The 14423-nt window shown below is 45.0% G+C and carries 12 protein-coding genes; 5 read left to right on the top strand and 7 right to left on the bottom strand.

All coding sequences use genetic code 11. From position 1 onward, the window contains the following. Positions 1-57 precede the first annotated feature (57 nt). Positions 58-2133, top strand: a complete 2076-nt coding sequence (locus J7529_RS21465; protein ID WP_318730658.1) for a hypothetical protein — start codon at positions 58-60, stop codon at positions 2131-2133. A gap of 94 nt (positions 2134-2227) precedes the next feature. Here the strand turns inward: J7529_RS21465 and J7529_RS21460 are convergent, their stop codons facing one another. After that, positions 2228-2530 (bottom strand): YkvA family protein, encoded by a 303-nt coding sequence (locus J7529_RS21460; protein ID WP_271937074.1) that lies wholly within the window; start codon positions 2528-2530, stop codon positions 2228-2230. Positions 2531-2714: 184 nt separating this feature from the next. Here J7529_RS21460 and J7529_RS21455 point away from each other — a divergent pair, with 184 nt between their 5' ends. Beyond that, positions 2715-3416 (top strand): MotA/TolQ/ExbB proton channel family protein, encoded by a 702-nt coding sequence (locus J7529_RS21455; RefSeq protein WP_271937072.1) that lies wholly within the window; start codon positions 2715-2717, stop codon positions 3414-3416. A 71-nt stretch (positions 3417-3487) separates the two neighbouring features. Here the strand turns inward: J7529_RS21455 and J7529_RS21450 are convergent, their stop codons facing one another. Then, positions 3488-3655, bottom strand: a complete 168-nt coding sequence (locus tag J7529_RS21450) for a metallothionein (RefSeq protein ID WP_271937071.1) — start codon at positions 3653-3655, stop codon at positions 3488-3490. A gap of 138 nt (positions 3656-3793) precedes the next feature. Between J7529_RS21450 and J7529_RS21445 the strand changes: the two genes are divergently transcribed. Continuing rightward, positions 3794-4201, top strand: a complete 408-nt coding sequence (locus J7529_RS21445; protein ID WP_318730657.1) for a metalloregulator ArsR/SmtB family transcription factor — start codon at positions 3794-3796, stop codon at positions 4199-4201. Between the two features lie 57 nt (positions 4202-4258). Further along, a complete protein-coding gene (locus J7529_RS21440; RefSeq protein ID WP_318730656.1) occupies positions 4259-4828 on the top strand; it encodes a biopolymer transporter ExbD in 570 nt (189 codons plus the stop codon). Between the two features lie 219 nt (positions 4829-5047). Here the strand turns inward: J7529_RS21440 and J7529_RS21435 are convergent, their stop codons facing one another. The 5 genes from J7529_RS21435 to J7529_RS21415 form a co-directional block, all read right to left on the bottom strand. Beyond that, the gene (locus J7529_RS21435; protein ID WP_271937064.1) at positions 5048-5581 is read right to left on the bottom strand and encodes a hypothetical protein; all 534 of its coding nucleotides are present in this window, start codon (positions 5579-5581) and stop codon (positions 5048-5050) included. Positions 5582-5708: 127 nt separating this feature from the next. Then, positions 5709-6704, bottom strand: a complete 996-nt coding sequence (locus J7529_RS21430; RefSeq protein WP_318730655.1) for an RNA polymerase sigma factor, RpoD/SigA family — start codon at positions 6702-6704, stop codon at positions 5709-5711. Positions 6705-7332: 628 nt separating this feature from the next. Next, entirely contained in the window at positions 7333-8463 is a 1131-nt protein-coding gene (locus tag J7529_RS21425; RefSeq protein ID WP_318730654.1) for an ATP-binding protein, read from the bottom strand. A gap of 15 nt (positions 8464-8478) precedes the next feature. Beyond that, entirely contained in the window at positions 8479-11625 is a 3147-nt protein-coding gene (locus J7529_RS21420) for a PAS domain-containing protein (protein ID WP_318730653.1), read from the bottom strand. A 93-nt stretch (positions 11626-11718) separates the two neighbouring features. Then, positions 11719-13416, bottom strand: coding sequence for a helicase HerA domain-containing protein (locus J7529_RS21415; RefSeq protein WP_271937060.1), 1698 nt, complete (start codon positions 13414-13416; stop codon positions 11719-11721). A gap of 194 nt (positions 13417-13610) precedes the next feature. On the opposite strand from J7529_RS21415, the gene J7529_RS21410 reads away from it, so the two are divergent. Then, positions 13611-14336, top strand: coding sequence for a pyridoxine 5'-phosphate synthase (locus J7529_RS21410; RefSeq protein ID WP_318730652.1), 726 nt, complete (start codon positions 13611-13613; stop codon positions 14334-14336). Positions 14337-14423: the final 87 nt, after the last annotated feature.

Here is a 14423-nt window from a genome sequence, read left to right as displayed (position 1 = left end):
CGATTGGCGATCGCCTGCATTGCCCCCATAATATAGCAAGTTTCCCAAACTGGCCCTATGAATTCTCCATCCCATACCCCCGACCCCAATTTCAAGGTTCAGAATATCGGCCCTCAATCCTGGTTATTTTGGATTGCCCTGATTGTTCTTGTGCCAGGAGGTTTAGGTTTTTTAAGTATGTTGACTTTGGTAAAACTGCCGAAGTTACCCAATTGTGACCAGGTTCAATGGGCAACGGCTTCCGCTTCTCTACGGTTGCATTGTGCAGAATTAGCGGCTCAAGAGCAGACAGGAGAAGGGTATTTAGAGGCGATTGAAATTGTCAATGCGTTGCCTATGAATCATCCCTTACGACCTCGGATTAATCAATCGATTGAGGATTGGGCAGAAAATATGCTGGTTTTGGGGGATATGCTGTTTGAACAAGGTAAGTTGCAAGAGGCGATCGCTACAGCGCAAAATATTCCCAGTGATACTACAGCAGCCGATTTGGTGAATAATCGGCTGCAACGCTGGCGAGGCATGTGGGATAAGGCGGAAGAGATTTATGCAGAAACAGAAAATTTAATCCGCAAACGGCAATGGACTCAGGCCTTCCGCCAAGCGACACAATTGCTCAAGATCGATAATGTTTATTGGTCAGAAAACCGCTATCAAGAATTGACGCAATTGATTCAAATGTCTCGTCAAGATGGTAAAACGTTGGCCGAGGCAGAAGATTTGGCAGAGTTCGGAACGGTGGAGGATTTGCTCAAGGCGATTGAGTTAATGGAAAAGGTTGAGAAGTCGAGTTATTTGTATGGAGAGGCTCAAAATCTGATCCGTAAAACGGGTCGCCAGATGATGGAGGTGGCTGAAGAGCAGTTAGAGGAGCAAGATGCCCAAGGCGCGATCGCTATTGTACAAAGAATTCCGGCTGCTGCCCAAATGGAGAAACAGGTCGAAGATTTTACGGTTTTGGCTAAGGCTCATCAATCGACCTGGAGTAATACCGTTTCAGGATTAGAAAAAGGGATTACTCAAGCGAAACAGATTGATATTAAACGACCTCTCTATGGCAAAGCTCAATATCTAATTTCTCGATGGGAACGGGAAATTGAAGATGTGGCTAGATTGGAAAAAGCTCGTAATATGGCTCGTGGTGGTGGGGTGGATGATTTGGCCAAAGCTGTGGCAGAAGTGTCCTTAATCTCTAGCAATAATCCCCGCTATCAGGAAGCTTCAACTTTGCTCAATACCTGGAATACTGAAATCCAAACGATTGAAGATCGGCCCTATTTGAATCGGGCTGAATCTTTGGCCATAGGCGGAACTCTGGAGGATTTGCGATCGGCTATTCAGGAAGCGAGTATGATTAGTCCGGGTCGCACTCTCTATACTCAAGCCCAAGAGAAAGTTGACCGTTGGCAAGACCAAGTGGAGCGGATTGAAGATCGGCCCTATTTAAATAATGCCCAAAGTTTGGCCTTTGCGGGGGATGCCCTCTCTTTACAATCTGCCATTAATGAGGCCCGACGGATTGGCTCTGGACGGGCGTTGTATCCCCAAGCTCAGGAGAAAATTCGTCTGTGGGCGAATCAGTTAGAGCGTCTGGAAGATAGACCGTATCTGGATCAAGCGCGAAATTATGCCAATTTGGGCGATCTAAGCGGGGCGATCGCCACAGCCAGCAAAATTTCTCCCGGTCGCGCTCTTTCTGATGAAGCCAATGGTTTAATTGAGGATTGGCGATGGGAAATGAGGGGACAGGATAATCTACAAACGGCTCAACAAATAGCGGCTAAAGGTTCGCCAGAAGATTTAGTTGCAGCGATCAATCGAGCTGAACAAATCCCTTGGGAACATCCTTTACGTTCGAGCGCTGAACAGGAAATCAATCGTTGGGGGCAAGAACTGCTGAGTTTAGCGCAAGCGCGATCCAGTTACGATCTGCCAGGAGCGATCGCTATTGCCGTCAAAATTCCCCCTAGCCATAGTCTCTATTCCAGCGCTCAATCCCAAATTAGATCTTGGGAAGCGCGTCTGGCTCCTCCTGTCTACACCCCAGAACCCGCCCCCCCTGTAGTTGATGTACCAGAGTCTGTTACTCCAGTACCGGGTTTGGAGGTGTTACCGATTTCTAATCCCAATTAATAGGGAATGGGGAGTAGGGAATAGGGAATAGGCAATTTCTCCGTGTCCCCGTGTCTGGAGCGTCTCCGCGTCCCCCCATCTCCCGACTCCCTGCCTAATCTAGGGAAACGGCATCCACATCAACTGTGTTTTTGGAAGTCGTTTCACCACTGGGGGAGGTGGGGGTTGATGGCTGTTGCGCTTTCACCCGGTCTAAAATCAGTTGGGAGACCTCCGAAAGCAAAATGACCATGACTGCCACATCATCAATTTGACCGGCGATCGGAAACACATCCGGGGAAATATCTAGGGGGCTAAAAATATAAACTAACGTTCCCAGAATAATCCACCAGCGATACTGGGGATTACGAATCATATTCCGATACCAAGTGTACAGGGATTGAATTGGGTTGCTCATAGAATCTCTTTCTCTCATTACTTCTATTGTGGCAAACTCTTATCTAAAATGCGGGTAAGGATTTCCCCACCTAGCTCGACGGCAAAGGAAAACCTGATAATAAACTCCGAACATCCTAAAATGTAAGACAATCGAAGAACACCGATCCATTACCCAGCGTTTAGGCACAGAGAACCAGATAACTATGACGATCGCAGAAATTTTAGAGAAGGGGGGGTTAACCATTGGCCCATTACTGTTCTTATCCGTGCTTGCCCTCAGTACGATTATTGAACGGTTATGGTTTTGGTGGACGGTTTTAACCAAGGAAAAAGAATTGATTGTGCAAATTCTCGAAGCTGCACGGGAAGACTGGAGAACTGCACCGGAAATTGCCCGACGCGCCAGCGATCAACCTGTGGGTCGATTTCTTTATGCTCCTTTACGGCTGAGAAATCCCGATCCGGAGGTCTTTCGGTTAGCCTTGGAAGCAGCAGCCGATGATGAATTGGCTGCCATGCGCCGAGGAGATAAAATCCTAGAGGCAGTTATTTCCCTCTCTCCTATGTTGGGACTTTTGGGAACGGTGTTGGGATTAATTAATTCGTTAGGCTCTATTAGTATTGGCGATTTGGCTACGTCTTCTACCCGTGGGGTAACCTTGGGGATTGGGGAAGCTTTAATTAGTACTGCCGTGGGTCTGGTCATTGCGATTACTGCTGTTGCCTTTTATCGCTTATTTCAAGGCTTGATTTTTATGCAAGTCAAACTCTTTCGTCGCGCTGGAAGTGAGCTAGAGCTATTGTATCGTCAACATTGGTCCGATGAGGAAAGCGATTATCTAGAAAAAACTCCCCGAACGCTACGCAAAGATTCCGTGAAAGCGGATGGTTCCGATGCTCCTTAATGAAAAGGGCGATCGCCTCCTTCATGAAGAAAGTGCGATCGCCCCAGATATTTTTTTCGGTTCAATATAACTTATTTATCACATCCACATCCGTGATGTCCGCAGCCTGAACCATCAGGATGGCCATTGGCGCAAGCCTCACTGCAATAAACCTGGCCATTGTTCTGTACCCCAGTTTCTACATCAACAACACACAGGCAAGACTCACAAGCACATTTCATTTGGGTCACAGTTACCATCAGATTATCTCCTTTGCTTCTTATCTGAACAGACATTCATATGTTAGCACAACATAATTGAAAGATTGTTCAGATATTGTTAAATTTGAATAAGTAGCAAAAGAACAATATACTCACTCATTACTCGTTACTCCTTCTATGTCACAACCTTACCTCCCCCAATCCATCTCCACCCTAGAAACCGGGGACTCCCCTCACTGCTCGCCCCACCAGGAATTAGACACAGAACACCGCCAAGATCTAGAGTCTCATCTTCTGCATCCTCGGAAAGCTCAAAGAATGGCAGAATTCTTTAGTATTCTCGGAGATCCCAATCGCTTAAGAATCCTATCCTTATTAGCTACGGAAGAATTGTGCGTGTGCGATTTAGCCACGACTCTAGAGTTAACGGAATCTGCTGTTTCCCATCAACTGCGAACCCTCCGCGCTCACCGGCTTGTCCGTTACCAAAAACGGGGACGAAAAGTCTATTATTATCTAGACGATCGCCATATTCTTGATCTCTATAACACCGTTGCCGAACACCTGGACGAAAGTAGGGAATAGGGAATAGGGTTGTGGTATATGGCAGCCAGAGGATTCAAGACTTTATAATACTCAACCATGAAAATCAACTGGGATAATCCAACAGAAGAGGCGCGGATCGAAGTTATTCCCCTCATTGACGTTATTTTCTGCATTTTGACCTTTTTTATCTTAGCGGCTGTGGGGTTGACCCGCCAGCAAGCGATTACCGTGGATTTACCGAGTGCCAAGACCGGAACCACCCAAATGCAGGATATGTTAATTGTTAGTGTGGATACGGTGGGCCAAACCTATATTGAACAGGAATTAGTTCCCAGGGATCAATTACGACAGCGCTTACTCGCCTATCAGATTCAAAATGCACAGGGATTAATGGTGCTGTATGCCTCAAAAACAGCTCTTTATGAAGATGTTGTCCAAATTTTAGATTTAATGCGATCTGTGGGTGGCGATCGCGTGGCATTGGCAACACTTCCCACAGGGGTGAACCCCTCGGAAGTTACCCCAGCAGAACCTCCGAATCTGGATTTAGGGATTCCCGGTTTAACACCTTTACCGACTCCAGTTCCTGCACCAGAGCCGACAACGACCGTACCTGAAGCACCTGAAGCACCTGAAGCACCTGAGACTTCAGACACCCAGGAATAAGGGTTAATTAGATCTCTTGCATAAGTGAGTAGAAATAGCGCTTCGCGCTAGGCAATAGGCTTGCTTTGCAATAGCTTGTATAGCTTAGGTTCTAAGGCTTCAAGCTGTACCTCAAGGCTTCAAGCTGTACTTCATAGAAGAGAGAAACGCTATAAATAGCAATAGAGTAATCCTATATCCCTATTCCCTATTCCCTCACCTTCTGCAAGAAGTCTATGGTTAATTATTTCCTAAATCTTGGCGACAAGTTTCTAGATACCCCCGCTCGGCATCCCTCAATTGTGGAATTCGATGAAAGCCTTCAGGCTCAAACTGGAGGTTTGTAGAGCCTGGACTAGAAGCGATCGCTACCGGTTCCAAAGCCATTGCATAAGCATGAGCAGTGCGCTCGTAACTATCAATCACCGTCAAAGAGAGTTGATTTTGGACAACCTGTCCATAGAAACAATCAAAGGAAGAATGGGGAAGATAAAAAGCGCCCAAAAGCTTCTGCTGATGAGTTTCAAATACCATATAGGCTTGACCCAATTGATCCAGTTGAGGAGATTCTCCATAAAAATAGACCCCATCTGGAAACTGAGCGATCGCTTCAGCCTGGGAGCTTTCAGGAGAGCTAGACCTATTTTGAGCCAAGGCAGGAGCGCCATTTCCCAAGGAGACCATGAGGGTAACCATCAGAGGCGTTAGCACCGATGAAGAGTGTACCAATGTTGAGGTTAAGCGTTGCATCTGAGATGATAAAAATTCAAGCACCCTAGTTTCCTCCTCAGAAAAAATGATTTTATAAATCAGCGTTTTTTATTCTGTTAGAAGCACCTGTGGGATCTCTTGGCGTTCAAGCCAGGTGCTTCTTCGATATTGGAGACAACACAACCAACCCTTAGCTGGCTAAATACTCACGAACCAGACCCCGATGGCGACGTAAGTAGGTTAAGGCTTGTCGTTCCAGTTGGCGGACTCGCTCGCGACTTAAACTCATGCGCTGACCGACTTGAGAGAGAGATAACTCATGACCATCCGTGAGTCCAAACCGTAAGTTCAACACCTCTTGTTGTTGAGGTGTGAGGTCAGCGATCAGATGATGCAAGTCTTGGCGCAGGAGTTCTTGAGTAGCATAGTGTTCCGGAGAAATACCATCGTCTTCCAAGAGTTCTTGGAGTTCCGTATCTTGGTTATCTCCCACCCGTAAATCTAGGGAGACCGGTTGACGCGAGAGGGTGAGGTATTCACGGATTTGAGCCGGTTTCAGGTCTAAGGCTTGGCCGATTTCCGTCGGAGTCGCACTGCGACCGAACTGTTGGGAGAGTTCTCGTTGAATTTTTTTGATTTTGTTGAGTTTCTCTGTGATGTGGATCGGTAGGCGAATCGTTCGCCCTTGTTGGGCGATCGCCCGCGTAATGGCTTGACGAATCCACCAATAGGCGTAAGTAGAGAATTTATAGCCCCTCATGGGGTCAAATTTTTCCACTCCCCGTTCGAGTCCCAGGGTTCCTTCTTGGATTAAATCCAGAAACTCCATATTCCGTTTCTGGTATTTTTTGGCGATCGCCACCACCAGACGCAAGTTCGCTTCAATCATTTTTTGTTTGGCTCGTTGACCTTGCTTGACCATCCGATCCAACTCTTGAGGATCGAGCTGTACCAAATCGGCCCATTCCTGATCACTGATGGGGCGATCGAGTTGGTCTTCTTGCTGCTCTTTAACATTCATCAACCGCATCATCTGTTGAACCTGTTTACCCAATACAATCTCTTGCTCATGGCTTAACAGAGGAATACGACCGATTTCATGCAGGTATGTCCTTACCATATCTGCCTTATAGGTGGGGAGCTTAGTTTGGGTTTTGGTTTGCGTCTTGGTCATGGTATTAGGCATTAGGATTAGGTCGTTGTGATGCTCGGGGTTAATACTGAAAACTTGAGAGCTTAAAAACCGTCTACTCAATTTCGTAGACGTTTCCCGGACATCTGTATTGGGGATATCTATTCCTAGGGTTCCCGATCCGTCGCCAAAACTTGACAACTTGGACTGGAGCAATCAGTTCAGCGACCTTCTGGCCCCTGGTTCTGTTGGGAGATTCCCTAACGTGTAACTTATCTTTTAAGGATGGGGTGAATTCCCGGTTGTTGTCTAACTTGCTTCATTTCTAAGAGTAAGTTAAACCTCTGGTGTTAGACCTCCTCCTTTCAGGTGAATTTTCTTCACCCAATTAGACTGAGTTTTTTTACTTAACTTTGTTTTAAGAAAGTCATCTCCTCTCCTTTTCTTTCTCTAAGATCTAGGATTGAATATTTTCTCCCGATATGTCAGTTCGGTTCATCATGGAGATTGCCGAACCTTTGGCCATGGGTTGAGACGACGAATGTTTGCCCATTAAGTTCCTGAAACCCCACTAGAAAAGCTCTCAAGCTTTAGTCAACTTCATTTGTAGTATATCGTAACTTGTTGATTAAATCAACTCCTTTAGCGTAACAAACTCCAGGGGCATGATAATGATTCATTATTAACCGTGTTGGCTGTCGCTGAAATGAAAATGATTCATTAGAGAAGGTAACCAAATCCGAAAGGTTGTCCCCACTCCCACTTGACTAGAAACCTCAATCGTGCCCTGGTGACATTCTACAGCTTGTTTAACAATATACAAGCCAATACCAGTCCCCTTAATTTTGCCTACATTACTGGCCCGTTCAAAAGGACTGTAAAGATTCTCCAGATCTTCCGTCGGAATACCAATACCCTGATCGCTCACTTCTAACAGCATTGCATGGGGTTGAGGCGTTAAGGTTATGCATACTGTCCCCCCTTCTGGTGAATATTTAATCGCATTGGACAGTAAATTATTAAGAATATGCCCAAGAATATCTTCATCAAGATAAAGAGACAAAGATTCTCGATCGCACTCAAATATTAAGGAGCATTTTTGATCGGCCATAATCTCAAAATAATCCAATCTTTCTTTGCACAACTGAACGAGATCAATAGATGCAGGATTTAAGGATAACTTACCAGACTCAACTTGATCAATCGTGAGCATTTCTTCAAGTTGCAACGTCATATTTTTAATGGCAATTTGCATCCGATCGAACTGCTTATTTTTTTGAGATAAGTTCAAATCATCCCCATATTGCCTAAGAATTTCAAGGGAAACCAAGATATGAGTTAAAGGAGCACGTAAATCATGGGAAACCATGGATACAAAATGAGATTTTAACTCATTGAGTTTTTTCTCTTCATGCCAAAGGGTTTTAAGATTTCGATCTTTTTGGTGTTTAGCGATAGAGAGAGCGATCGCCGATTTTATATCCTCTAACTTAGCCGGTTTATTCAGGTATCCATAGCTTAAAGTTTCCGTAGCATCTTCCAATGTTTTAGCATCACTAAAAGCGGTTAAATAAATAATTGGTATATCATAATCTTGTAGGGCACGGGCCGCATCAATGCCACTCATATTTCCTTGGAGCTTAATATCCATCAAAATTAAGCTTGGAGGATTTTTAATCACCTGATCGATCGCCGCTTCTCCAGTCTTAACTACTCCAGATACTTCATACCCTAATTCTTGAAGATTATCTGCTAAGTTGTGAGCAGCTATCAACTCATCTTCAACAATCAAAATCTTGGCAAAATTATTCATCTTTCAATACCCTGATTAAGAACATTGTTCAAATCTTAAGTGAAAACCTGTTCCATTATTATTCTGCACTTCAAGATCGGCATCTAACTGATCGGCTAGAATAGACACTAAACGCATTCCAAGGGAAGGGGATTGTTGCCCACTCACCTCAGACGATAGTCCTATCCCATTATCAATGATCTTTAAATCCAGTTGTCCATGGTCAATTTCACGGAATTTAATCCACACAGTTCCCTCTCGATCGCCTGGAAAGGCGTGTTTTAAGGCATTGGTGACTAATTCATTGATGATTAAACCGGTCGGAATGGCGGTTTCTATAGTTAGTTGTACGGGATCGGCTTCAATTTCTAAGTTAATCTGATGAGATTGCATCCGATAGGAGGCGGAAATACTGAGAACCAAACTATGGATGTATTCAGCAAAATCAATGCGAGAGATACTCTTGGAGCAATAGAGCTTCTCATGAATTAAAGCCATGGTTTTGAGGCGTTTCTGGCTATCGAGTAACAAATCATTCAAGCCTGGATCGCTGACTTGCCGAGATTGCATGTCGAGTAAACTATAGATGATGTTAAGATTATTTTTGACTCGGTGGTGGATTTCCCGGAGCAAAACTTCTTTTTCCGCTAAGGACGCTTTGAGTTGTGCTTCGGCTTGTTTGCGATCGCTCACATCAAAGATGGCACCATCGAGATAAACTAGCTCCTCTTGCTCATTCCATACTCCTTTACCCTTCTCATAAACCCAATGAATCGTACCATCACGGGCTATCATCCGATACTCTAGCTCAAAGGGAGCATGTTGAGTTAGAGCTAACTTAACCTGCTCTCTTACCCAAGGTAAATCTTCAGGATGAAGCAAGATGGCTAACCCTGGCACGATCCGAGACATCATGTCATCCGCGCTATAACTGATGATATCTTCAATGGCATCATTGATAAATTCTACTGTCCAATCTTGATTGGGTAAACAGCGATAAATAATTCCTGGAATGTGAGAGACTAGGGTACGGTAGCGCATTTCGTTATCTTTCAGGGCTAATTCCACCTGTTTCCGAGCCGTAATATCTTGAATGAGTCCAAAGAGTTTAATCACCTCTCCGCGATCGTTAAAAATGGGTTGTCCTTGAGTCCAAACCGTACGAACGTCACCCGAAGACCGAAGAATGCGTAACTCGAAATCGTATTCTATTCCCTCCGAAATTGCCTGTTGAATGACCTGTTGAAATTGGCCCCGATCGTGAGGGTGATATTGTCGAATATGTTGAGAATAGGTTGGAGGTCTCTCCATAGTGGGATCTTGGCCAAAAATGCGGAACACTTCATCCGACCAAAAAATTTCTTGGGTGAGCAGATCAAACTCCCAACTCCCTAACCCAGCCGCCTTCTGGGATGCAGCCAGCAGGTGTTGACTTTTCTCTAGAGCCGCTTCTGCTTTTTGGCGATCGCGCAAATCTCGGGCGATCGCACAGCTATACTCTAATCCTTGATACTGAAAGAAATTGAAATTAATTTCCACAGGAATCTCGACACCAAATTGGCTCTGATAGACGGAATCAACACGCATAAATCCAGAGTATTTTACCTGATTCCAGAACCCTATCCAAGGGGATGTGCGGCAAGAGAGATCGATTTCCCCAATGTTCATTCGTAATAATTGATCGCGGGAATAGTCCAAGGTTTGACAGGCGCGATCGTTGACATAAATGAGTTGACCTTGAGCATCAATAAGTAAGACAGAATCCATCACCCGATTAAGGGTAAATTGAATTAACTTTAGGGTTTCATCGGCCTGTTTTCGCTCAGTGATATTTTCAACGATGAGAATTCCATAGGTAGGACTGACTTGCGAAGATTTTACCAAGGAATCAGAGGTGGAAATGACTGAAGCAATGACTTTGACCCACAAAAATTCTTGACTCTGATGAATACAACGTTGCTTGACCTGAAAAGAAGGAATTTCCCCCTTCATCAACCGGTTGAGGAGAGTCTGAGTTAAGTCTCGATCGTCAGGATGGAGTAAATCGACTAAGTTTACAGATTGGAACTCTAAGGCAGAGTAGCCTAACATCCGGCACAAGGATAGATTGACTCGTTCTAAGCCATACTCAGTATTGAGAATGGCAATTCCTAGGGGAGAGTCTTCAAAGATATGACGAAATCGCATTTCACTTTGGCGTAGGGCATTTTCAATCTGATGGCGTTCTCGAATTTCCGCTTGAAGTTGAGAGTTAATGTCTTGCAGTTCTTGGGTGCGCTGTTCAATCGATAATTCCATCTTTTCATGGAGATGTTCTAAGGTGAGTTCTACCTGTTTTCGCTTTAAGGTACAAGTTAGTAACTCACTGGCCCATTTGAGGTGTTTAATGGAATCTTCTTCCCAGATTTTCTGCTGTCGAATAGTGGAAAATCCTAGATATCCGATTAACCGATCGCTATCGATGAGGGGAAGTAGGAGTAAAGATTGAGCTTGGATCGCGGAGGCGATCGCGTGTTCGGTTTTGGCTTCTGGCGGAAAATCCTGTAAAGAATGGATGGGGATGACTTGGTGTTCGTTCAGGTGTTTCATCCACCAAGGGGTAAATTCTACGGGAATTTGATGCCAGAGCGGGGGTAAGGGACTAATGTCAGGAGCATACCACTGATAGCGCAGTTGGGCCATCTGGCGATCGCACCCCAATTGAAACAGATAGGCACGATCGCACTGATAATGTTGAGCTAAACGACCAATAGCGGTTTCTATCTCCTGATCGAGTTCCCGGAAGTCTAACCACATAAACTGGGTACACATGCTACTGATTAAATGCTCAAACTCTATACGCTCTCTGACCTTAAGTTCTTGTTCTTTACTGGAAATATTGGCACTTTCTTGCCCAACAACTCGATGGTTTATACTTTTCTTGAGGTTGTAAAGACTTAAATTGTGGCTTTGAAATGTTGCGGCTTTTTCGAGTAACGGCGGCCAATGTTCGGGGTTGAGATCCTGTTGCAGAAACCGGGATAAACTGTGATGATGCCACTGAAATAGGGTGGATAGGGGAATTTGGGCGGCGATCGCCTCCTGTATCCAGTCTCCAATTTCAGGAGATAATCGCCCCTCTTGTAGATACTCCTGAAGGAAGATGGTATAACCCTCTATCCAATTGTGTTGTGACCTCGACATTCTTGATTTACTATCTCAAGCCCCATTGATGGGTTATGCTCCCGTTGATCCCATTGTTATTGTGCTATAAAAGTGCAAATTTTGGTGTAGGGACTAAAACCCTAAATCGCTCATTGCTGCTTCTTCTGCCCCAAAAATATCTTCATCGGGGATATCTTCCCAAGCGGTTTCACCAACTTCAGTATAAAATTTTTGATCATAGGGACGAGTTTGGACGACTACCGGCATGGGAACAGCATGACCTAGAATTAGAGCCTGCTGCTTAGAATCGAGTTTCGAGAGAACCGATCGCAGGTTTCCGGCTCCAGAAACACCGGTAAAAATGGCTTCAATATCTTTATCATCATTCAATAAGGCGGTTACACGGGTTCCCATTTGCGACATCACTTCTTTATCGATCCCAGAGGGACGTTGATCGACAACGAGGAGGGTAACGAAGTATTTGCGCATTTCTCTGGCGATCGTGCCAAAAATGGTTTGGCTACTGATGCTCGGATCGAGGAACCGGTGAGCTTCTTCGATGGTGATCACGAGGGGCAGGGGGCGATCGCTCGATTTCTTGGTCTGTAAAAAATGTTCAGCTTTCTTCACATAGGATTGATGAATTCGGCGGGTGATCATATTCGTTGCTAACATATAGGAGAGTAAATTAGCTTGGGAACCAAATTCAATCACCACATGTTTACCCGCAGCTAATGTATCTAGAATTTGCCCAAACGGATTGTGGCGAGTGGCTCCCCTTAAATATTTGAGTTGGGTGAGGCGATTGAGTTTTCGTTGTAGCGCCGTAACGGAGGATTTGCTCCCATTATTATCGAGACAAAAGTCTTGGATCTGTTCATTACTCATGTTCAAAAGCTGTAAGATCCAATTGCGTCCCAATTGAGTTTTGAGCAAGAGGGCACTATCTAAACTCGCTTCAGATAGGTTTAATTCCTGTTGCACTAAAGCCAGATCTTCAACTTCAATTTGCTCAAAACTTAAATATAATTCTTGGGCATCTCGAATGCCTCTGCGTTTGGCTGATTCTGGATCGAGGGTATACACCTGAACTTGGGACGGAAACAGTTGTCTTAAGCCTTTCGCCGTATTAACCGTTTTGCCTTCACAAACGGCTTCCCAACCATATTCAGAATGCATATCAAAGATTAAGTTAACTCCAACTCGCTGTTTAATAATGCCAGACAGTAATAAACGAGCCAAAAAGGATTTCCCGGTTCCCGATTTACCAAAAATACCGTTACTTCTCTCTACAAATCGGTCTAAGTCAATGCAAATTGGAACCTCCATATCTACCGGTTGACCAATCGAAAAATTATGACGCTGGGGGTCATCTTCCCAACCAAACACTGTGCGGAAGTCCAGTTCTTGCGCTTCATACACTTGGCTAAAGTGACTGGGAATGGTTTTAACCGGTTTGAGCGTAAAATCAACAGAAGTTTGGGCAGAAAATGAGGCTAAATTGGATTGAGAATCAGAACGCGATGGAGCAATGGTCTGTTCTTCTGGGGTAATCATCAGCATGGGAGTAACTTCTAGGGTTCCGTAGGTACTACTGCCCGCTAATACTTCTTGCAAAAAGAAGTTATTCGGATCGGGGGGATTGGCTAAGATGCGCGGACTTGCAGTTCCCAATGTTACATCAGTCAAGAGACAGAAAAACCGCGATCGCCTCCCCTGAATCACCAAAAACTTGCCCACTCGCATTTCTTCAACGGATACATCGGGATGCAAGCGCACTTCTAATCCTTTAGACAGGGAACCTTGAACAACAGAACCGAGAGGAGTCATGAGCAATTACAGCGCTTTGTGCTGTGATGGGGAGATACAGGAAGCAAACAATAGAGTGGGTGGAGATTTAAAAACTAGGAGCTATTAAAGGATGGCTGGGAGATTACTCTAATTTGATTCAAGTTTCATTTCACCAAATTAGAGTAAAATAATCGATAGAAAACCCATGAAATTAACTCAGAGGAGATAGATCTTTGCCCACCCTAGGTGTAAATATTGATCATATTGCTACTATCCGCCAGGCTCGCAAAACGGTAGAACCCGATCCGGTTGCAGCAGCCGTACTCGCAGAACTTGGTGGAGCAGATGGGATTACGGTGCATCTTCGGGAAGACCGTCGCCACATTCAAGACCGAGATGTACGATTATTACGCCAGACGGTGCGGACTCATCTGAACTTAGAAATGGCGGCTACGGAGGAAATGGTGGCGATCGCCTTAGAAATCCAACCTGACTATATCACGCTGGTTCCGGAACGTCGAGAAGAAGTGACCACGGAAGGCGGTTTAGACGTTATCGCTGGAGGAAAGCGTCTTGCTAATGTGGTACAAACCTTGCAAAATGCGAGCATACCGGTGAGCCTCTTCATTGACCCGAACCTTGACCAGATCAAAGCCTCGGCGGACATCGAAGCCAAATTTATTGAACTCCATACCGGAACCTACGCCGAAGCGCACCAAGAACAAGAACAACAAGAACAACTGGATTTGCTCACCCAAAGCTGTGATAGAGCTTGTACCCTAGGATTACGAGTAAACGCTGGCCATGGTCTTACCTATTGGAACGTTTACCCCGTTGCCTGTATTCCTGGCATGGAAGAACTCAACATTGGCCATACTATTATCAGCCGCGCTGTCCTAGTCGGCCTAGAACGAGCGGTTCGAGAGATGAAACACGCTATCCTCGGCACAACACCCTAGGAATGGGGGAATGGAGAAATTAGGTGGAAGAGACCCGGAAATTACTGTCTATTGCCTATTGCCTTTTCCCAATAACCATTTACCGGT

This window comes from Roseofilum sp. Guam (assembly GCF_017746735.1).
Taxonomy (GTDB): Bacteria; Cyanobacteriota; Cyanobacteriia; order Cyanobacteriales; family Desertifilaceae; genus Roseofilum; species Roseofilum reptotaenium.
Note: the sequence above shows the minus strand (reverse complement) of the source record. Positions and strands in the feature narration are given on the sequence as shown.

Bases quoted from the DNA above. Each gene is read 5' to 3' on its own strand.
- J7529_RS21455 (WP_271937072.1), top strand. From the start codon at position 2,715: ATGACGATCGCAGAAATTTTAGAGAAGGGGGGGTTAACCATTGGCCCA.
- J7529_RS21460 (WP_271937074.1), bottom strand. From the start codon at position 2,530: ATGAGCAACCCAATTCAATCCCTGTACACTTGGTATCGGAATATGATT.
- J7529_RS21445 (WP_318730657.1), top strand. From the start codon at position 3,794: ATGTCACAACCTTACCTCCCCCAATCCATCTCCACCCTAGAAACCGGG.
- J7529_RS21440 (WP_318730656.1), top strand. From the start codon at position 4,259: ATGAAAATCAACTGGGATAATCCAACAGAAGAGGCGCGGATCGAAGTT.
- J7529_RS21415 (WP_271937060.1), bottom strand. From the start codon at position 13,416: ATGACTCCTCTCGGTTCTGTTGTTCAAGGTTCCCTGTCTAAAGGATTA.
- J7529_RS21420 (WP_318730653.1), bottom strand. From the start codon at position 11,625: ATGTCGAGGTCACAACACAATTGGATAGAGGGTTATACCATCTTCCTT.
- J7529_RS21425 (WP_318730654.1), bottom strand. From the start codon at position 8,463: ATGAATAATTTTGCCAAGATTTTGATTGTTGAAGATGAGTTGATAGCT.
- J7529_RS21430 (WP_318730655.1), bottom strand. From the start codon at position 6,704: ATGCCTAATACCATGACCAAGACGCAAACCAAAACCCAAACTAAGCTC.
- J7529_RS21450 (WP_271937071.1), bottom strand. From the start codon at position 3,655: ATGGTAACTGTGACCCAAATGAAATGTGCTTGTGAGTCTTGCCTGTGT.
- J7529_RS21465 (WP_318730658.1), top strand. From the start codon at position 58: ATGAATTCTCCATCCCATACCCCCGACCCCAATTTCAAGGTTCAGAAT.